20 protein-coding genes are annotated in these 18030 nt (G+C 61.5%); 11 read left to right on the top strand and 9 right to left on the bottom strand.

The features are described from left to right. Nucleotides 1–57: 57 nt before the first annotated feature. Nucleotides 58–996, bottom strand: a complete 939-nt coding sequence (locus B3397_RS17000; protein ID WP_296252222.1) for an alpha/beta hydrolase family protein — start codon at nt 994–996, stop codon at nt 58–60. Between the two features lie 286 nt (nt 997–1282). Here B3397_RS17000 and rpe point away from each other — a divergent pair, with 286 nt between their 5' ends. From rpe to B3397_RS16965, 7 genes are all read left to right on the top strand, one after another. Beyond that, nucleotides 1283–1957, top strand: a complete 675-nt coding sequence (gene rpe / locus B3397_RS16995) for a ribulose-phosphate 3-epimerase (RefSeq protein ID WP_296252220.1) — start codon at nt 1283–1285, stop codon at nt 1955–1957. Beyond that, nucleotides 1954–2772, top strand: a complete 819-nt coding sequence (locus B3397_RS16990) for a phosphoglycolate phosphatase (protein WP_296252218.1) — start codon at nt 1954–1956, stop codon at nt 2770–2772. Before rpe ends, B3397_RS16990 begins: the two co-directional genes overlap by 4 nt. Before the next feature lie 57 nt (nt 2773–2829). After that, on the top strand, nt 2830–4305 hold the full coding sequence (trpE, locus tag B3397_RS16985) for an anthranilate synthase component I (protein ID WP_296252217.1): 1476 nt from the start codon (nt 2830–2832) through the stop codon (nt 4303–4305). Nucleotides 4306–4421: 116 nt separating this feature from the next. Beyond that, nucleotides 4422–5021, top strand: coding sequence for an aminodeoxychorismate/anthranilate synthase component II (locus B3397_RS16980; RefSeq protein ID WP_296252215.1), 600 nt, complete (start codon nt 4422–4424; stop codon nt 5019–5021). A gap of 24 nt (nt 5022–5045) precedes the next feature. Continuing rightward, nucleotides 5046–6095, top strand: coding sequence for an anthranilate phosphoribosyltransferase (trpD, locus tag B3397_RS16975; protein ID WP_296252370.1), 1050 nt, complete (start codon nt 5046–5048; stop codon nt 6093–6095). Beyond that, on the top strand, nt 6092–6907 hold the full coding sequence (gene trpC / locus B3397_RS16970) for an indole-3-glycerol phosphate synthase TrpC (protein ID WP_296252213.1): 816 nt from the start codon (nt 6092–6094) through the stop codon (nt 6905–6907). Before trpD ends, trpC begins: the two co-directional genes overlap by 4 nt. 49 nt (nt 6908–6956) lie before the next feature. Beyond that, on the top strand, nt 6957–7652 hold the full coding sequence (locus B3397_RS16965; RefSeq protein WP_296252369.1) for a lipoate--protein ligase family protein: 696 nt from the start codon (nt 6957–6959) through the stop codon (nt 7650–7652). A 10-nt stretch (nt 7653–7662) separates the two neighbouring features. Here B3397_RS16965 and crp read toward each other — a convergent pair whose 3' ends face one another. Then, nucleotides 7663–8301 (bottom strand): cAMP-activated global transcriptional regulator CRP, encoded by a 639-nt coding sequence (gene crp / locus B3397_RS16960; RefSeq protein WP_296252211.1) that lies wholly within the window; start codon nt 8299–8301, stop codon nt 7663–7665. Between the two features lie 206 nt (nt 8302–8507). Between crp and B3397_RS16955 the strand changes: the two genes are divergently transcribed. After that, nucleotides 8508–8930, top strand: coding sequence for an OsmC family protein (locus B3397_RS16955; RefSeq protein WP_296252209.1), 423 nt, complete (start codon nt 8508–8510; stop codon nt 8928–8930). A 95-nt stretch (nt 8931–9025) separates the two neighbouring features. Here the strand turns inward: B3397_RS16955 and coq7 are convergent, their stop codons facing one another. The 5 genes from coq7 to hemJ all read right to left on the bottom strand — a co-directional run bounded on the left by coq7 (nt 9026) and on the right by hemJ (nt 12267). Continuing rightward, nucleotides 9026–9673, bottom strand: a complete 648-nt coding sequence (coq7, locus tag B3397_RS16950; protein WP_296252207.1) for a 2-polyprenyl-3-methyl-6-methoxy-1,4-benzoquinone monooxygenase — start codon at nt 9671–9673, stop codon at nt 9026–9028. A gap of 66 nt (nt 9674–9739) precedes the next feature. Then, nucleotides 9740–10078 carry a histidine triad nucleotide-binding protein gene (locus tag B3397_RS16945; protein ID WP_296252206.1) on the bottom strand — a complete coding sequence of 113 codons (339 nt, stop codon included), beginning with the start codon at nt 10076–10078 and terminating at the stop codon, nt 9740–9742. 69 nt (nt 10079–10147) lie between these two features. Next, nucleotides 10148–10921 (bottom strand): SDR family NAD(P)-dependent oxidoreductase, encoded by a 774-nt coding sequence (locus tag B3397_RS16940; protein WP_296252204.1) that lies wholly within the window; start codon nt 10919–10921, stop codon nt 10148–10150. An 84-nt stretch (nt 10922–11005) separates the two neighbouring features. Continuing rightward, a complete protein-coding gene (locus B3397_RS16935; RefSeq protein WP_296252203.1) occupies nt 11006–11776 on the bottom strand; it encodes a DUF805 domain-containing protein in 771 nt (256 codons plus the stop codon). 65 nt (nt 11777–11841) lie between these two features. Further along, nucleotides 11842–12267 (bottom strand): protoporphyrinogen oxidase HemJ, encoded by a 426-nt coding sequence (hemJ, locus tag B3397_RS16930; RefSeq protein WP_296252201.1) that lies wholly within the window; start codon nt 12265–12267, stop codon nt 11842–11844. 134 nt (nt 12268–12401) lie between these two features. Here hemJ and argC point away from each other — a divergent pair, with 134 nt between their 5' ends. Both argC and erpA read left to right on the top strand, forming a co-directional pair. Continuing rightward, nucleotides 12402–13436 (top strand): N-acetyl-gamma-glutamyl-phosphate reductase, encoded by a 1035-nt coding sequence (gene argC / locus B3397_RS16925; protein WP_296252199.1) that lies wholly within the window; start codon nt 12402–12404, stop codon nt 13434–13436. 142 nt (nt 13437–13578) lie between these two features. Beyond that, entirely contained in the window at nt 13579–13929 is a 351-nt protein-coding gene (gene erpA, locus B3397_RS16920; protein WP_296252197.1) for an iron-sulfur cluster insertion protein ErpA, read from the top strand. Between the two features lie 56 nt (nt 13930–13985). Here the strand turns inward: erpA and B3397_RS16915 are convergent, their stop codons facing one another. Both B3397_RS16915 and B3397_RS16910 read right to left on the bottom strand, forming a co-directional pair. Continuing rightward, the gene (locus B3397_RS16915) at nt 13986–15077 is read right to left on the bottom strand and encodes an anhydro-N-acetylmuramic acid kinase (RefSeq protein ID WP_296252195.1); all 1092 of its coding nucleotides are present in this window, start codon (nt 15075–15077) and stop codon (nt 13986–13988) included. Between the two features lie 3 nt (nt 15078–15080). Next, a complete protein-coding gene (locus B3397_RS16910; protein ID WP_296252193.1) occupies nt 15081–16505 on the bottom strand; it encodes a peptidoglycan DD-metalloendopeptidase family protein in 1425 nt (474 codons plus the stop codon). A gap of 212 nt (nt 16506–16717) precedes the next feature. Here B3397_RS16910 and tyrS point away from each other — a divergent pair, with 212 nt between their 5' ends. Continuing rightward, the gene (tyrS, locus tag B3397_RS16905; protein WP_296252191.1) at nt 16718–17917 is read left to right on the top strand and encodes a tyrosine--tRNA ligase; all 1200 of its coding nucleotides are present in this window, start codon (nt 16718–16720) and stop codon (nt 17915–17917) included. The last annotated feature ends 113 nt before the right edge of the window (nt 17918–18030 follow it).

Below are 18030 nucleotides of genomic sequence, written 5' to 3'. Positions count from 1 at the left end.
CACCCCACCCCCTGTGGGAGCGGGCTCTGCCCGCGAAGAGGCCCGCCCAGCCACCGCCTACCCCTCCTGCGGCACCAGCCACCCCTTGACCCGGCGAAACAACTGCTCAGCCTGGGCCTCTCTATCCGGCACCGCCCGCAGCGAAACCTGGCTATAAGGCACACCCTTGCTCCGCTTGCTGGCATCCAGCCGCTGCCGGGCGGCATCCACTGCCTGCTGGCGATCACTGTAGAAAATGTCCGCCACCGGTACTTTCACTTCCGGCGCCAACTCATCGATACCCTGAGGAGCGTTCCCGGGCGTCTTTGCTGCAACCATCACCAGCTTCTGCACATGAGGAGGCTGCCGCTCGGCCATGTAGCGAGCCGCCCAGTAGGCCCCACTGCCATTCCCCAGCAACACGATGCTGCGTGAATTGTGCTGCTGAGCAAACGCTACACCCGCCTCGATCCTGGCGAAGATCCGCTCGGCGTCCACCTGCATGGGGTCCTGGGGCGCGGCGTTGCCATTGTCCGCATCCGGCGCCGTGGCCTTCTCGACACCCGCGCCGGCATCCGGCACAACGGCCTGGGTCTCCGTGGTCACCGGTGCCGGAGGTTTCTCCATGGCGCGCGCGACCGGAGCCTGGCTGGTCAGGTCCGGCAGCGTGAGGCTCAGGCTGCTGAACCCCGCATCAGGAAACTTACGCCGAAGTGGCCCCACCGCCTGGGGCCAGTCAGCACTTTCCCCTGCACCGGGCACCATGATGACCGTACCTTGCGGGTCGCTGGTGTTGGCGGGGCGCCACAGCGCAAGGAAGTTGTCGCTGCCGGCTTGCAGTTGCTGCTGCTCTTGAGCGGGCAGTTGCCGTTCCAGAGCCAGGGCGTCTCCCTGACTGCGCTCCAGCAGAGGCTGGCGAACGGCCGGAGTTTCGCTGGCAGCGGGTGCGTCTTCGGCGAGAACATGAATGGGGGCGAGCAGGGCCAGGCAGAGGGCAGTGCGTTGCAATGGGGACATCGGGAACTCCCTGTGGGGCGGGGCCGCAGGAGCCCACATATAGGGTGAAGCGTAATGCTATTAGTCTTCGCGGCGCAAAAGTTGTTCAGGCAGCCTTCGCGCCACCCGTAGCAGCGGCGTAAGCCGCGTCCAGCCGTTACACGTTCAACCTGAATGATCTCGGCGTCCTCGGACGCGGCTTACGCCGCTGCTACGGATCGAAAGGCGCGACCCCAACCATTCGCCCCCGCCCACCCCCCTGAGCTACAATGCGCGCCACCGTGATTCCAGCCTGAATAGGTGCACCATGCAGCCCTTCGCAATTGCCCCGTCCATCCTCTCCGCGGACTTCGCCCGCCTGGGCGAGGAAGTCGATAACGTGCTCGCCGCCGGCGCCGACATCGTCCACTTTGACGTCATGGACAACCACTACGTACCCAATCTCACCATTGGCCCGATGGTCTGCTCGGCACTGCGCAAGTACGGCGTCACCGCCCCCATCGACGTGCACCTGATGGTCAGCCCGGTCGATCGCATCATCGGCGACTTCATCGAAGCCGGCGCCACCTATATCACCTTCCATCCCGAAGCCACCCAGCACATCGACCGCTCGCTGCAGCTGGTACGCGAAGGCGGCTGCAAGTCCGGCCTGGTTTTCAACCCGGCAACCCCGCTGAACCTGCTCGAATACGTCATGGACAAGGTCGACATGATCTTGCTCATGAGCGTCAACCCAGGTTTTGGCGGCCAGAAGTTCATCCCCGGCACGCTGAACAAGTTGCGCGAAGCCCGCGCCTTGATCGACGCCAGTGGCCGTGACATCCGTCTGGAAATCGACGGTGGCGTCAACGTCAACAACATCCGCGAAATCGCTGCTGCGGGCGCGGACACCTTCGTTGCCGGCTCGGCCATCTTCAACACGCCGAACTACCAGGAAGTGATCGACAAGATGCGCTCGGAACTGGCCCTGGCCCGCCCATGAACGGCTTCGAGCGGCTGTTCCAGGGCAGCCTGCCGCGCCTGGTGATGTTCGACCTCGACGGCACCCTGGTCGACTCGGTGCCAGACCTCGCCGCTGCCGTCGACACCATGCTGGTCGAGTTGGGCCGCGCACCCGCCGGCATCGACGCCGTGCGTGATTGGGTCGGCAACGGCGTGCGCGTGCTGGTGCGTCGCGCCCTGGCCGCCGACATCCAGCACGAGCACATCAGTGAAGCTGACACCGAACAGGCCCTGGCGCTGTTTTCGGCCGCCTATGGCAAAAGCCATGCCTTGACCCAGGTGTACCCCGGCGTGCATGAAACCCTGAAGTGGCTGCACAAGAAACGGGTCAAAATGGCGCTGATCACCAACAAGCCCGAGCGCTTCGTAGCCCCCTTGCTCGATCAGATGGGCCTGGGCCGCTACTTCAAGTGGATCATCGGCGGCGACACCCTGCCGCAACAGAAGCCTGACCCGGCCGCACTGCTGTTCGTCATGAAAATGGCCAAGGTCAAGGCGCGCCAGGCGTTGTTCATCGGTGATTCGCGCAGCGACGTGCTGGCAGCGAAGGCGGCCGGTGTCACCTGCGTTGCCCTGAGTTATGGCTACAACCACGGCCGCCCGATTGCCGAAGAAAGCCCGGAGCTGGTGATCGACGATCTGCGCATGCTGATGCCTGGTTGCTTCGATCCGGCCACTGGGATAACGTTGGCCCACGCAACATCCCCCGCACAAAGAGATTCCATCGTGGTGGCAACCCGCAAACTCTGGATGAAAGTCATCAAGGCCCTGGCCCGCTGGCGTTGGCGCGCCTGACTGTCCCTCCACCGTTTGCCCATTTGACTGCTGTACCCTCCACCACGAGGCTGAATCATGACCCGCGAAGAATTCCTGCGCCTGGCCGCTGAAGGCTACAACCGCATCCCGTTGGCCCTGGAAACCCTGGCCGACTTCGACACGCCGCTGTCCATCTACCTGAAGCTGGCCGACCAGCCCAACTCCTATCTGCTGGAGTCCGTGCAGGGCGGCGAGAAGTGGGGGCGTTACTCCATCATCGGCCTGCCGTGCCGCACCGTATTGCGCGTGCATGACCATCAGGTGCGGGTGACCCGCGATGGCGTCGAAGTCGAAAGCCTGGAAGTCGAAGACCCCCTGGCATTCGTCGAAACCTTCAAGGCCCGCTACAACGTGCCGACCATCGCTGGCCTGCCGCGTTTCAATGGCGGGCTGGTGGGCTACTTCGGCTACGACTGTGTGCGCTATGTAGAGAAGCGCCTGGGTCGCTGCCCCAATCCCGACCCGCTTGGCGTGCCAGACATCCTGTTGATGGTCTCCGATGCGGTGGTGGTGTTCGATAACCTGGCCGGCAAGATGCACGCTATCGTCCTCGCCGATCCTGCCCAGGCGGATGCCTTCGATCAGGCCCGCGCACAGTTGGACGCATTGATGGACAAACTGCGTCAGCCCATCACGCCGCGCCGTGGCCTGGACTTCAACCGCCAGCAAGCCGCCGACCCGGTGTTCAGATCCAGCTTTACCCAGGCTGACTACGAGCGCGCCGTCGATACCATCAAGGAATACATTCTGGCCGGTGACATCATGCAGGTGGTGCCATCCCAGCGTATGTCCATCGACTTCACGGCCGCGCCCATCGATCTGTACCGGGCGCTGCGCTGCTTCAACCCGACGCCGTACATGTATTTCTTCAACTTCGGCGATTTCCACGTGGTCGGCAGCTCACCGGAAGTGCTGGTGCGGGTCGAGGATGATCTGATCACCGTACGCCCGATTGCCGGCACACGGCCACGAGGCGCCAACGAAGAAGCCGACCATGCCCTTGAAGTCGACCTGCTGTCCGACGACAAGGAAATCGCCGAGCATCTGATGCTCATCGATCTGGGCCGTAACGATGTTGGCCGGGTGTCGGAAGTCGGTTCGGTCAAGCTGACCGAAAAGATGGTCATCGAGCGTTACTCCAACGTCATGCATATCGTTTCCAACGTGACGGGTCATCTGAAAAGCGGCCTCACGGCAATGGACGCCCTGCGCGCGATCCTGCCGGCAGGCACCTTGTCCGGGGCACCGAAGATTCGCGCGATGGAAATCATCGACGAGCTGGAGCCGGTGAAGCGGGGCGTGTATGGCGGCGCAGTCGGATACTTCGCCTGGAACGGCAACATGGACACCGCCATCGCCATTCGTACCGCGGTAATCAAGGACGGTGAGCTGCATGTCCAGGCCGGTGGTGGCATCGTCGCCGACTCCGTCCCGGCCCTGGAATGGGAAGAGACCTTGAACAAGCGTCGCGCCATGTTCAAAGCTGTCGCCCTGGCGGAACAATCCCTGTAGCCGCGGCGCAAGACACGTCCGCCCCGACGCACGCTCGCGTCCACGGCATCGAATTATCCCGCCCCTGGCCCCGCACCCCCGGCGGCCAGTCGGCGAATCCAAGAGGTTGAAGCGCCATGCTGCTCATGATCGACAATTACGATTCATTCACCTACAACGTCGTGCAGTACCTCGGCGAGCTGGGTGCCGAGGTCAAGGTCATCCGCAACGATGAACTGACCATCGCCGAAATCGAAGCCCTGGCCCCCGAACGCATTGTCGTGTCGCCGGGCCCTTGCACGCCGAACGAAGCCGGCGTGTCGCTGGAGGTGATCCGCCACTTCGCCGGCAAGCTGCCCATCCTTGGCGTGTGCCTGGGGCATCAGTCCATCGGCCAGGCCTTCGGCGGTGATGTAGTGCGCGCGCGCCAGGTGATGCACGGCAAGACCAGCCCCGTGGCCCACGAAGATCAGGGCGTGTTCGAAGGCTTGAACCATCCCCTGACCGTGACCCGTTATCACTCGCTGGTGGTCAAGCCCGAGACCTTGCCCGACTGCCTCGAACTCACCGCCTGGACCACCCATGCAGACGGTTCGGTCGATGAAATCATGGGCCTGCGTCACAAGACCCTGAACGTCGAGGGTGTGCAGTTTCACCCCGAGTCGATCCTGACCGAGCAGGGCCACGAACTGTTCGCCAACTTTCTCAAGCAGACCGGCGGCAGCCGTCAGGGTTAAGGGACCAGCATGACTACCAAGAGCATGGACATTAAAACCGCACTGACCCGCATCGTCAGCCAGTTGGACCTGAGCACCGAGGAAATGCGCGAGGTCATGCTGGAAATCATGACCGGCCAATGCACTGAAGCTCAGATCGGCGCCTTCATGATGGGCATGCGCATGAAAAGCGAGACCATCGACGAAATCGTCGGCGCGGTCACCGCCATGCGTGAACTGGCCAGCAAAGTTGAACTCAAGACCCTCGACGGTGTGGTCGACATCGTCGGCACCGGCGGCGATGGCGCCAACATTTTCAACGTCTCCACCGCTTCGGCGCTGGTGATCGCTGCCGCCGGCTGCACCGTGGCCAAGCACGGCAACCGTGCGGTTTCTGGCAAGAGTGGCAGCGCTGACCTGCTAGAGGCGGCAGGGGTCTACCTGAACCTGAGCCCGGTGCAGGTGGCGCGTTGCATCGACAGCGTCGGCATCGGCTTCATGTTCGCCCAGTCCCACCATGGCGCCATGAAGCATGCCGCGATTCCGCGCCGGGACCTGGGCCTGCGCACGCTCTTCAATATGCTCGGCCCGCTGACCAACCCCGCGGGCGTCAAGCACCAGGTGGTCGGCGTGTTCACCCAGGCCCTGTGCCGGCCCCTGGCCGAAGTGCTGGCGCGCCTGGGTAGCAAGCATGTGCTGGTGGTCCACTCCCGTGACGGGCTGGACGAATTCAGCTTGGCCGCGCCCACCTACGTGGCGGAACTGAAGGATGGCCAGGTCACCGAATATTGGGTCGAGCCCGAAGACCTGGGCATCAAGAGCCAGAGCCTGCATGGCCTGGTGGTGGAGAGCCCGGCGGCTTCGCTGGAACTGATTCGCGATGCCTTGGGGCGTCGCAAGACCGAACAGGGTCAGAAGGCTGCAGAAATGATCGTGCTCAATGCTGGCGCCGCGCTGTATGCCGCTGATGTCGCCAGCAGCCTAAAGGAAGGCGTAGCCCTGGCTCATGATGCGTTGCACACCGGCCTTGCCCGCGAAAAACTCGAGGAGCTGGGCGCGTTTACCGCCGTATTCAAGCAGGAGAATGAAGGATGAGTGTGCCAACGGTTCTGGAAAACATTCTGGCCCGCAAGGCCGAAGAAGTCGCCGAACGCCGTGCTCAGGTCAGCCTGTCCGACGTCGAACGCCAGGCGAGCGCCGCTGATCCCACCCGTGGTTTCGCCCAGGCACTGATCGCTCAGGCGGCGAAGAAGCAGCCGGCGATCATCGCCGAAGTGAAGAAGGCTTCGCCAAGCAAGGGCGTGATTCGCGAGCACTTCGTTCCTGCCGACATTGCCCGCAGCTACGAGAAAGGCGGCGCCACCTGCCTGTCGGTGCTGACCGACATCGACTATTTCCAGGGCGCCGACGCGTACCTGCAGCAGGCTCGCGCGGCTTGCCAGCTGCCGGTGATCCGCAAGGATTTCATGATCGACCCTTATCAGGTGATCGAGGCGCGTGCCCTGGGCGCCGATTGCATACTGCTGATCGTGTCCGCACTGCAGGACAGCCAGATGGCAGAGTTGGCGGCAGTCGCCAAAAGTGTCGGCCTGGACGTGTTGGTGGAAGTGCACGACGGGGATGAGCTGGAGCGGGCACTGAAGACCCTGGATACACCGCTGGTCGGGGTCAACAACCGTAATCTGCACACCTTCGAGGTCAATCTGGAAACCACCCTCGACCTGCTGCCGCGTATTCCACGGGACAGGCTGGTGATCACCGAAAGCGGCATTCTCAATCGCGCCGACGTGGAGCTGATGGAAATCAACGAGGTGTACTCGTTCCTGGTCGGCGAAGCTTTCATGCGCGCAGAGCATCCGGGCCAGGAGCTGCAGCGTCTGTTCTTCCCGGAGCGCCCGCTGGACTGACCGCAGGCCTTCGGCGCAGCACCGTATCTTCTCAAGAGGCCCGACCGTGATGCTCCAGCGTCTGACCACCGAAGCGGGCCTGCGGGCCGAACAGGATTTGCTCGCCAGCGTCTGCAAAGGCGATCAATCCCACGGTCTGCTGTTCTGGCAGCCTACCGATCGTACTCTGGTCATGCCTCGCCGCATGGCCCGTCTGCCCAACTTCGAGAGCGCCTGCGCTGCCGTGGCTGCCAGCGGATGGCCAGTGCTTCTGCGAGAAACCGGCGGTGAGCCGGTGCCGCAATCCAGCGCTACCATCAATGTGGCGCTGGTGTATGTGGCGCCGCGTAGCGAAGGCGACCAGAACCGTATCGAAACGGCATACCTGAGACTGTGCCAGCCTTTGCTCGACGCACTTGTCGCGCTGGGCGGTGATGGTTCATTGGGGGAGATAGAAGGCGCGTTCTGCGATGGTCGTTACAACGTCAATCTCGACGGTCGTAAGTGGGTCGGTACGGCCCAGCGTTGGCGCCAGGGCCTGAGCGGCACGCGGCCGGTGGTGCTGGTGCACGGCGCCATGCTCATGGACGATGAGCGTGAATCCATGGCAGCGGCAGTCAATTGCTTCAATCAGGAGTGCGGCCTGGAGCAGCGGGTCCGAGCCGACAGCCATATCGCCTTGCACGAGCGGTTCGCGGCCGAATCATTGATCGAGCGGCTGAGCCGAACCTACCGGGCACTGCTCGCCGAGCTGGACGTCGAGTAGCCGCCAGGCCTTACCGAGTCCCGAACACCACCATTGTCTTGCCCTTTACGTGCACCAAGCTGCGCTCCTCCAGATCCTTGAGCACACGCCCGACCATTTCCCGCGAGCAGCCCACGATACGGCCGATCTCCTGACGGGTGATCTTGATCTGCATGCCATCGGGATGGGTCATCGCATCAGGCTGTTTGCACAGCTCCAACAGGCAGCGCGCCACCCGCCCGGTGACATCGAAGAACGCCAGGTCACCGACCTTGCGGGTGGTGTTGCGCAGACGCTGGGCCATCTGGCTGCCCAGTGCATACAGAATCTCAGGGTCTTCCTCGGCCAGTTCGCGGAATTTCTCGTAGCTGATCTCCGCCACGTCGCATTCAGTCTTGGCCCGTACCCAGGCACTGCGTTGCTGATCGTGGTCCGAGGGTTCGAACAAACCCAGCTCGCCGAAGAAATCCCCAGGGTTGAGATAGGCGATGATCATTTCACGCCCTTCTTCATCCTCGATCAGGATGGTGACCGACCCCTTGAGGATAAACGACAGCGTCTGCGAGCGGTCACCCGCGCAGATGATATTGGTCTTCGCTGCGAAGCGACGACGCTGACAATGGGCCAGCAGCTTTTCGACGTTCTTGATCTTCTGGGTAGAAGGGACCATGGCTCACTTCCGGTTGGGCAATCGATGGCGCATTTTTTATACGTTAATGGCAAAGCGCCACTGAATTGGCGTCAGCTTATCAGACACTTTGTGAAGTGTTACAGCAAATAACTATCGATCCGACTGGGCAGACCTTTAGGACCGCATTAATCCCGACAAGTGCGCTGTGCTAAGCTGCCCGCCTTTCTAAATGTGGAGTCGCAGCGATGAAGGCGCGTATTCAGTGGGCTGGGGAAGCCATGTTTTTGGGTGAGTCGGGCAGCGGCCACGTTGTGGTGATGGACGGTCCTCCCGAAAGCGGCGGCCGTAACCTGGGTGTGCGCCCGATGGAAATGCTGCTGTTGGGCCTGGGCGGCTGTAGCAACTTCGACGTTGTCAGCATTCTCAAGAAATCACGGCAGCCAGTGGAAAGCTGCGAAGCATTTCTGGAGGCCGAACGGGCGGACGAAGATCCCAAGGTGTTTACCAAGATCCACCTGCATTTCGTCGTGAAGGGCCGCGGACTCAAGGAAGCCCAGGTCAAGCGCGCGGTGGAGCTGTCCGCCGAGAAGTACTGCTCGGCGTCGATCATGCTGGGCCGCGCCGGCGTCGATATCACTCACGATTACGAAATTGTCGAGCTGGGCTGATACGCAAAATAAAGGGGGCTCCTTGCGGAGCCCTTTTATGGCCGTTCCAGCGCTGACGGACCTTTGACTGACAGTGTCGTCAGACCACCCTATGCTCAGATCCGATAGGTGCTTTTGGTCATCACCTTGGCCAACAGACTCATGCCCAGGCGTACCGGTGCAGGAAACCTGACACCGCCGGCGCCCATCGCCGATTCAGCGTGGGCTTGCTCGTCCGAGCGCATCTGCTCGAGGATGGCGCGCGACTTTTCGTCTTCTACGGGCAACTGCACCAGGTGCTCGTCCAGATGCTTGACCACCTGATGCTCGGTGGCGGCAACGAAGCCCAGGCTCACACGGTCACTGATGATCCCCGCCGCAGCGCCAATGCCAAACGACATGCCGTAGAACAACGGGTTGAGCACGCTGGGGTGGCTGCCGAGCTGGCGGATGCGTTGCTCGCACCACGCCAGATGATCGATTTCCTCTTCGGCAGCATGCTCCATGGCCTTGCGCACCTGCGGCAGCTTGGCGGTCAACGCCTGGCCCTGGTACAGCGCCTGGGCGCAGACCTCGCCGGTGTGGTTGATGCGCATGAGCCCAGCCACGTGCCGGCTTTGAGTCTTGTCCATCGCCACCTCGGGCTGCACGATGGCCGGCGATGGCCGCGAGGGCTGCCCGCTGAAGGGCAGCAGCGTGCGCATGGCAGTGTCGGCCTGCAGCAGCAGACGATCGATGGGCGAATAGTGACGCTGGGTAGCCATGGGATACCTCCGTTGAAATCCTGCAGTCATTCTAGCGCGGCCAGGTACGAGACAATACCGTGGCTGTCAGCCTGGCGGCCAATGCATCTGGCGCTGGCCGAGCACGTGCATGTGGATGTGATAGACGGTCTGCCCGCCGAGTTCATTGCAGTTCATCACCACCCGAAAGCCTTCCTCGCAACCCAATTCCCTGGCCAGGCGCTGGGCGGTGAACAGGATGTGGCCGGCCAGGCCCTTGTCTTCTTCGGTGATGTCGTTGAGGGTCCGAATGGGTTTCTTCGGGATGACCAGAAAATGCACCGGTGCCTGGGGCGCAATATCGTGGAAGGCCAGGACCTGGTCATCCTCGTAGATGATCTTGGCCGGAATTTCCCGGTTGATGATCTTGGTGAAAAGAGTGTCCACAACGATTTCTCCATGGCGGTAGAGCGGTGAGTGTACTGAGGCCGGGAGCGTACGCCCAGCCCTGGCCGGTCAATGGGGCGCGTAGGCCTTGGCGACCAGCCCGGATACCTTGCGCACCAGCCAGCGTGAACCGAATCGGCCGGCGGCAGCCAGCCAGCGATTGCGCCGACCAGGAATGATGATCGCGCGGTTCTTGGCCAGGGCCCTCACGGCCTGCAACGCGACCTGCTCCGGACTCAAGGGGAGTGAGCTGTGGGCCAGCCGCTCGACTGTTCTGTTGCTGGAGCGAACCGGACCAGGACAGAGCACCGAGACTTTCACGCCAGTTTTCTTCAGCTCCTCGCGCAGGCTTTCCGAAAAGTGCAGTACATAGGCCTTGCTTGCAGCATAGGTGCTCATCCAGGGCGTGGGCTGAAAAGCAGCCAGGGACGCGACATTAAGGATCTGTCCGCCGCCCTGCACCGCCATGGCATTGCCCAATACATGGCAGAGTCGGGTGAGCGCGAGGATATTGAGCTCGATCAGATCTTGCTCGTGCCCCCAGTCCTGGGCCAGGAAGTGCCCATGGGAGCGGACGCCCGCGCAATTGACCAACAGGTCGATCTGGCGCTCGCTCTCCTCCAGTTCCAGCAAAAATCCGGACAAGCGCAGCGGTTCACCCAGGTCACAGGCGCGGAACAGCACCTCGACGCCAAAGCGTTGCGTCAACTCAACCGCGATGCTTTCCAACGGGTCACGCTGGCGAGCCACCAGGATAAGGCTGCGGCCGCGTCGGGCCAGTGCTTCTGCCAGGGCCAGGCCCAGTCCACTTGAGGCGCCAGTGATCATGGCGTAACGGGTCATCGAATTCTCCATACGGGCCTCAGTCGGGCTGAGGCCATTTCATACGGATAGTCTACAGCGCAACGGGGTTATACCGCGCATCGGTTATGCCGCAGGACGTGGATCCAGATACCCCAGCAGGCTTCCGGCGACCGCCGCCACCAGCAGCATGACGATCCACATCCAGGCGAGAAGCTTGACGGCGCCACTGTTGGGTGGCGGAGGAGGGCCGTAGCGATTGGCTTCCCGGTTGCCCGGAATCACGGCCATCAGCAAAGGAAACACACTGTTGACCACCGGTACCAGGTTCAACAGCCAGAGCCAGCCCGACCACCCCAGATCGTGCAGGCGTTGCACGCCTATCTGCACGCTGACCAGCATGAACGTCGCGCCTGCGGCGATCATCGCGACCCAACCCAGTCCTTCGGAAACCCCCATGAAGATGCCCGCTACGAACAGCGCCGGCAGTGCGAGCAGTACCAGTACAAAAGTCCAGGCCAGGTAGCGCACGCGACCAATACGGCCCCGCAGGCTGAGCACCTTCAGCTCCCCGTAATCGGGCAGCGGGCCGCCAACGTTGACGCGTGGCGGTGCATACGGTGACTCGTCGGCCTGCTGATGGCTTTCAGCGGGCGGTATGGAACGCTCTTCTTCGAGGTGCACGTCGATGCCGCTGTCGCGCAGTTGCTGAAGATACCTTTCGGCGTCTTTTCGAGTCAGGTTGCGCTTGAGTGCGACCTGGCGCCCGGAAAACAACGCGTCTACGGTGGCGGGACTGGCTTTCAGAAATGCGGCCAGATGGGTTTTCGCACTTTGCACCGACGTCCCTGGCAGCGGGTTGCCGAGGAACGTGATCTTGTAGAGAGGGCTGCTCATGTTTGGCTTCCTTGTCGATCAGGGGCGCCGGGCGAGCACGCACAAGAGCGTGCCCGCCGCTGACGTCAGAATGGTTTGACCACGACCAGAATGACGACTGCCAGCAAAATCAGCACCGGAATCTCGTTGAACCAGCGGAAGAACACATGGCTGCGCTTGTTCTCGCCGCGGGCAAAGCGTTTCACCTGTGCGCCGCAGACATGGTGGTAGCCCGTCAGCAACACCACAAGGGTCAGCTTGACGTGCATCCAGCCCTGGCTCATCCAGCCGGGTGACAGCATGACCAGCCAGATACCGAACACAAAGGTGGCGATCATTGCCGGTCCCATGATGCCGCGGTAGAGCTTGCGTTCCATCAGGCTGAATCGATCACGGCTGACGGCATCCTCGCTTTGGGCGTGATAGACGAACAGGCGCGGCAGGTAGAACAGCCCGGCAAACCAGCAGACAATGCTGACAATGTGCAGGGCCTTGATCCATAGATAGAGCATTTGTAGTTATTCCCAGGTTCACGGTAGAGCGATAGTAGAGGGTGGCAGGGCATTACGTCATCTGAACGGTTGTTACTGACGCTTTGGCCCCCTATCATCGGGAGCTTTCCAGTTGGTTCGTTGAGGGGCAGGTTATGGTCAAGGTCGGTATCGTCGGCGGCACGGGTTACACCGGGGTCGAGCTGCTGCGTCTGTTGGCACAGCATCCACAGGCGCAGGTCGAGGTCATCACCTCGCGATCCGAGGCCGGCCTGCCCGTCGCTGAGATGTACCCGAATCTGCGCGGCCACTACGACGGCCTGGCCTTCAGCGTTCCGGACGTGAAAACCCTGGGTGCCTGCGATGTGGTGTTCTTCGCCACCCCTCACGGTGTTGCCCACGCCCTGGCAGGAGAACTGCTCGCCGCCGGTACGAAGGTCATCGACCTGTCGGCCGACTTCCGTCTGCAGGACGCAGATGAATGGGCCAAATGGTACGGCCAGCCACACGGCGCGCCTGAACTGCTGGCCGATGCGGTCTACGGCCTGCCGGAAGTCAACCGTGAACAGATCAAGCAGGCTCGCCTGATCGCCGTACCGGGTTGCTACCCTACCGCCACCCAGCTCGGCTTCCTGCCCTTGCTCGAGGCCGGCCTGGCTGACAACACTCGGCTGATTGCCGATTGCAAGTCGGGTGTCAGCGGCGCTGGGCGCGGCGCAGCCGTGGGCTCGCTGTTCTGCGAAGCTGGTGAAAGCATGAAAGCCTACGCGGTCAAAGGGCACCGTCATCTGCCGGAAATCACCCAGGGCCTGCGCCGCGCCGCTGGCGGCGATGTCGGTTTGACCTTCGTGCCCCACCTCACTCCGATGATTCGCGGCATTCATTCCACGTTGTACGCGACGGTCGTCGACAAGTCGGTGGATCTGCAGGCGCTGTTTGAAAAGCGCTACGCCGATGAGCCGTTCGTCGACGTGATGCCTGCCGGCAGTCATCCTGAAACCCGCAGCGTGCGGGGAGCCAACGTCTGCCGTATCGCGGTGCACCGGCCGCAGGGTGGTGATCTGGTAGTGGTCTTGTCGGTTATCGACAACCTGGTCAAAGGCGCATCGGGGCAGGCCGTACAGAACATGAACATTCTGTTTGGCCTGGACGAGCGCTTTGGTCTGGCCCACGCCGGCATGCTTCCTTAAAGCCCAGCCGCACTGCCGACAGAAGCCCGCTTGCGGGCTTCTTTGATTTCCGCCGCTGCACAATTGTTGACCAATTTTGTCGGAGAAGCGGATAATGCTGCCATTGAGCATTGTGACGGCCTAGCGCCGGGAGAAATTCAGCATGAGCGTCGAGTCCTTTACCCCTATGGCTTTGCAATTCACCCAAGGGGCTGCCATCAAGGTCAAGACCCTGGTCGATGAAGAGGGTAATGATCGTCTGAAGCTGCGCGTGTTCGTTACCGGCGGCGGTTGTTCCGGTTTTCAGTACGGCTTTACCTTCGATGAAGACATCGCCGAAGACGACACCATCGTCGAGCGTGAGGGCGTCAGCTTGGTAGTCGACCCCATGAGCTTCCAATACCTGGCAGGCGCTGAAGTGGACTATCAGGAAGGGCTGGAAGGGTCGCGCTTCGTGATCAACAACCCGAACGCCAGCACCACCTGCGGTTGCGGTCAATCGTTCTCGATCTGAGCCGTTCCTGACAAAAAAACGCCGCGCTGATGCGCGGCGTTTTTTATTGGGCAGGTTCAGGCAGGATAGATCGCGCCCAATACCCTTAGCCCTTCGGCGCCTGTGACGCTGGGGCGGTTGGCAGCTATTCCTGCCAGGCAGCAATGTGCCAGCCAAGCGAACGCCATCGCTTCGACCCAGTCCGGATCCACGCCCGCCGCAGCGGTGCTGTCGACCTGGGTGTTGGGCAACAGCGCCGCCAGTCGCGTCATGAGCGCGCCATTGTGCGCACCACCGCCACACACCAGCAGGGCATGGGTGCGAGCCTGGGCGGCCTGGAGCGACTGCGCGATGCTACGGGCGGTCAGTTCCAGCAGGGTGGCCTGTACGTCCTGTTCGGCAATCGCTGGCAACTCTGCCAGATGCCGCAGCAACCACTCCAGGTTGAATACTTCGCGCCCGGTGCTCTTGGGCCCGCGTCCGCTGAAGAACGGGTCAGCCAGGACAGCTTTCAGCAAGGGCTCATTCACCACGCCACTTGCCGCCCACGCGCCATCCCTGTCGAACGGCAATTGACGCTTGTGCTGAATCCAGGCGTCGAGCAGCACGTTTCCTGGGCCGCTATCGAATCCTGAGACCGGCTGTCCCGCCTGGATCAGACTCAAATTGCTGAATCCGCCGACGTTCAATACCGCGCGAGGTGCGTCATCGGTGCCAAACAGCGCCTCATGAAACGCTGGCACCAGCGGTGCGCCCTGGCCGCCTGCGGCGACATCGCGGCGGCGAAAATCGGCCACCACGGTGATGCCGGTCAGTTCAGCGAGCAAAGCCGGATTGTCGATCTGTACCGTGAAGCCTCTGGCAGGCTCATGGCGCACGGTTTGACCATGGCTGCCGATTGCGTGAATGTCGCAGGGCTTGAGGTGATGCGCAGCCAGCAGGGTATTGATACCGGCGGCTGCCAGCCTCACCCATTGGTTTTGCGCGATGGCGGCCCGAGCGATTTCATCCGGTCCACTGCTGCACAACGAAAGCAGATCGTTGTGCAGCGATTCCGGCATGGGGGTGTAGTGGGTGCCCAGCAGGCGGGTGTGGCCAGTCTGCTCGATCAAGGCAATGTCCAGCCCATCCAGGCTGGTGCCGGACATCACCCCTATGTAGCGCGCCATGATCTAGCGTTTGCTCGCCAGCATCGTGGTGCGCTCTTGGTCCATCTTGGCCATCAAAGGCTGACTGAACTGAGTGAAGCGCTGCTTCTCGGCCTTGGCGATCGGGTCGGCCATGGGCAGCTTCTGGCCCAGTGGATCGACATGCACGCCGTTGACCTGGAATTCGTAGTGCAAGTGCGGGCCGGTGGACAGGCCAGTGGTACCGATGTAACCGATCACCTGGCCCTGCTTGACGCTGCCACCGGTCTTGATGCCTTTGGCGAAGCCCTGCATATGACCATAGAGTGTGGTGTAACTGTTGCCGTGCTGGATGATCACGGTGTTGCCGTAGCCGCCGCGACGACCCGCGAGGGTCACCTTGCCGTCACCCGCTGCCTTGATCGGCGTACCGCGCGGCGCCGCGTAGTCCACCCCTTTGTGAGCGCGGATCTTGTTCAGGATCGGGTGCTTGCGGCCCATGGAGAAGCGCGAGCTGATGCGGGCAAAGTCCACCGGCGTGCGGATGAACGCCTTGCGCATGCTGTTGCCATCGGCGGTGTAGTAGTTGGTGTTGCCTTGCTTGTTGGTGTAGCGCACAGCGGTGTAAGTCTTGCCGCGGTTGGTGAAGCGTGCCGACAGGATGCTCCCGGTGCCTATTACCTTGCCTTCGAGCACCTTCTGCTCATAAATGACGTCGAATTCGTCACCCTGGCGGATGTCCTGCGCGAAGTCGACGTCATAGCCGAAGATGCTTGCCATATCCATGGTCTGGCTGTGGGACAGCCCGGCCCGCTGGGCGGATTGCGAGAGGGAATTCTTGATCACGCCGTGGGCGTACGCTTCACGCGTGACCGGCTTGCTGGTTTCGCGATTGAAAGCGAAGCCTTTGGCGCCTTTGGTCAGGCGAATGGTGTCGAGGTCGCTGACCTTGCTGTGCAGGCTCAGCAGTTCACCTTCCGCAGACAGCTCGAACTGCAGCAGTTGGCCGCGTTTGAGCTGGGTAAACTGCTTGGCCTGCTTATCGCTGGCCAACACGTCATGCACCGTGGTGGCGGGCAAGCCGACCTTCTCGAACAGGGTGGAAAGCGTGTCACCCTTGGCGACCACTACCTGACGATGTCCCGGCTCCTTCTTCGCCGTCTCACCAGGCACGGCAGGGGCGGGCGGCGCGCTTGCTGCCTGCTCGGTATCCGTGGGGGTGTCGTTTTCGATCTGCGCGAACGGGGCAGGGGACGGCTGCTCGGCGATTGGAGCCACCGGCTGCTGTTCCTCGGTGTCCTTGAGTTGCTCCAGCGGAGCGGGCATCTCCAGGCCCATGGTCGTGCGCTTGGCCTCTACATCGCTGGAAGGGAACACCAGCAGTGCAAGACTCAGCAGGGCGGCAATGCCGCTCGCTGCCAATAGATGGGTCTTGGGATAAAGCGGCGGCGCTTTGGGTAGCTTGGTCATAGGGGATAGGTGACTTTGAAAAGGTGAAATGGAAAAGATGAATGACATGATAAAGATGAAATAACTGTATAAAATATAACCAAATCCTTCCCAAAGCAAGCGCGCAGACGTCTGCGGATGATGACGGAGTCACATCCCCAGCGCTACCTTGTATTTGATGCGCGATCTTGTATGGTTGGACCCCTTTCAATCTGAGCCTTGTGGGACCTTATATGAAGTCTGTTGAAGAGCAGCTGGCGCTGATCAAGCGCGGTGCGGAAGAGGTGCTGGTCGAGTCGGAGTTGGTGGACAAGCTCAAGCGTGGCCAGCCACTGCGCATCAAGGCAGGCTTCGACCCTACCGCTCCCGATCTGCACCTGGGCCATACCGTGCTTATTAATAAGCTGCGTCAGTTTCAGGAGCTGGGCCACCACGTCATCTTCCTTATAGGTGACTTCACCGGTCTGATCGGCGACCCCAGCGGCAAAAGCGCGACCCGTCCTCCGCTGACCCGCGAGCAGGTCCTGGAGAATGCCGAGACCTACAAGGCTCAGGTCTTCAAGATTCTCGATCCTGCCAAAACCGAGGTGGCCTTCAATTCCACCTGGATGGATGCACTGAGCCCGGCGGACTTCATTCGCCTGTCTTCTCAGTACACGGTGGCTCGAATGCTGGAGCGTGACGATTTCGCCAAGCGCTACACCAGCAATCAGCCTATCGCTATCCACGAGTTTCTCTACCCATTGGTACAAGGCTACGACTCGGTGGCCCTGCGCGCCGACATCGAGCTGGGCGGTACCGATCAGAAATTCAACCTGCTGATGGGGCGCGAGCTGCAGCGTGCCTATGGCCAGAACGCCCAGTGCATCGTCACCATGCCGCTGCTCGAGGGGCTGGATGGCGTTAAGAAAATGTCCAAGTCGCTGGGTAACTACGTGGGGATCCAGGAAGCGCCGGGCGTCATGTACAGCAAACTGGTCTCGATCCCGGATGCATTGATGTGGCGCTACTTCGAGCTGCTCAGCTTCCGCAGCATGGACGAGATCAATGGTTTCAAGGCTGACGTGCAGGCCGGTGCCAATCCTCGCGATATCAAGATCAAGCTGGCTGAAGAGATCGTTGCCCGATTCCATGGTGACGAAGCGGCAGCTAGCGCGCACAAGGCTGCGGGCAACCGCATGAAGGATGGCGAGCTGCCGGAGGATCTGCCAGAGGTCGAAGTGTCCGCAGTTGAAGAGATGCCCATAGCAGCGATCCTCAATAAAGCAGGGTTGGTGAAGAACTCCGCTGGTGCTCGGGATTTGTTGGCGGCCGGTAGTGTGCGGGTAGATGGTGAGGTCGTCGATCGCGGCTTTGTCTTCGCCGTGGGCGCGACCCACGTAGTGCAGGCCGGTAAGAAGGCCTTCGCACGGATTTCGCTTAAATCTGAATAAGTTGGAAATAAGGGCTTGACGGCGAATTATACTTCTCTATAATTCGCCCCACTTCCGGCGCAGACGAAACGGAAAACTCCTTGATTATCAACGAGTTAACCGAAGTAAGCAGC

Source organism: Pseudomonas sp. UBA4194 (assembly GCF_002379585.1).
In the GTDB taxonomy this organism is placed as follows: Bacteria; Pseudomonadota; Gammaproteobacteria; order Pseudomonadales; family Pseudomonadaceae; genus Aquipseudomonas.
The sequence above is the reverse complement of the archived record's forward strand: the minus strand, read 5'-3'. Positions and strand labels throughout refer to the sequence as shown.

What these genes read in the sequence shown, in the direction of transcription:
- B3397_RS17000 (WP_296252222.1), bottom strand. Translation starts at nt 996, where the DNA reads ATGTCCCCATTGCAACGCACTGCCCTCTGCCTGGCCCTGCTCGCCCCC.
- rpe (WP_296252220.1), top strand. Translation starts at nt 1,283, where the DNA reads ATGCAGCCCTTCGCAATTGCCCCGTCCATCCTCTCCGCGGACTTCGCC.
- B3397_RS16990 (WP_296252218.1), top strand. Translation starts at nt 1,954, where the DNA reads ATGAACGGCTTCGAGCGGCTGTTCCAGGGCAGCCTGCCGCGCCTGGTG.
- trpE (WP_296252217.1), top strand. Translation starts at nt 2,830, where the DNA reads ATGACCCGCGAAGAATTCCTGCGCCTGGCCGCTGAAGGCTACAACCGC.
- B3397_RS16980 (WP_296252215.1), top strand. Translation starts at nt 4,422, where the DNA reads ATGCTGCTCATGATCGACAATTACGATTCATTCACCTACAACGTCGTG.
- trpD (WP_296252370.1), top strand. Translation starts at nt 5,046, where the DNA reads ATGGACATTAAAACCGCACTGACCCGCATCGTCAGCCAGTTGGACCTG.
- trpC (WP_296252213.1), top strand. Translation starts at nt 6,092, where the DNA reads ATGAGTGTGCCAACGGTTCTGGAAAACATTCTGGCCCGCAAGGCCGAA.
- B3397_RS16965 (WP_296252369.1), top strand. Translation starts at nt 6,957, where the DNA reads ATGCTCCAGCGTCTGACCACCGAAGCGGGCCTGCGGGCCGAACAGGAT.
- crp (WP_296252211.1), bottom strand. Translation starts at nt 8,301, where the DNA reads ATGGTCCCTTCTACCCAGAAGATCAAGAACGTCGAAAAGCTGCTGGCC.
- B3397_RS16955 (WP_296252209.1), top strand. Translation starts at nt 8,508, where the DNA reads ATGAAGGCGCGTATTCAGTGGGCTGGGGAAGCCATGTTTTTGGGTGAG.
- coq7 (WP_296252207.1), bottom strand. Translation starts at nt 9,673, where the DNA reads ATGGCTACCCAGCGTCACTATTCGCCCATCGATCGTCTGCTGCTGCAG.
- B3397_RS16940 (WP_296252204.1), bottom strand. Translation starts at nt 10,921, where the DNA reads ATGACCCGTTACGCCATGATCACTGGCGCCTCAAGTGGACTGGGCCTG.
- B3397_RS16935 (WP_296252203.1), bottom strand. Translation starts at nt 11,776, where the DNA reads ATGAGCAGCCCTCTCTACAAGATCACGTTCCTCGGCAACCCGCTGCCA.
- hemJ (WP_296252201.1), bottom strand. Translation starts at nt 12,267, where the DNA reads ATGCTCTATCTATGGATCAAGGCCCTGCACATTGTCAGCATTGTCTGC.
- argC (WP_296252199.1), top strand. Translation starts at nt 12,402, where the DNA reads ATGGTCAAGGTCGGTATCGTCGGCGGCACGGGTTACACCGGGGTCGAG.
- erpA (WP_296252197.1), top strand. Translation starts at nt 13,579, where the DNA reads ATGAGCGTCGAGTCCTTTACCCCTATGGCTTTGCAATTCACCCAAGGG.
- B3397_RS16915 (WP_296252195.1), bottom strand. Translation starts at nt 15,077, where the DNA reads ATGGCGCGCTACATAGGGGTGATGTCCGGCACCAGCCTGGATGGGCTG.
- B3397_RS16910 (WP_296252193.1), bottom strand. Translation starts at nt 16,505, where the DNA reads ATGACCAAGCTACCCAAAGCGCCGCCGCTTTATCCCAAGACCCATCTA.
- tyrS (WP_296252191.1), top strand. Translation starts at nt 16,718, where the DNA reads ATGAAGTCTGTTGAAGAGCAGCTGGCGCTGATCAAGCGCGGTGCGGAA.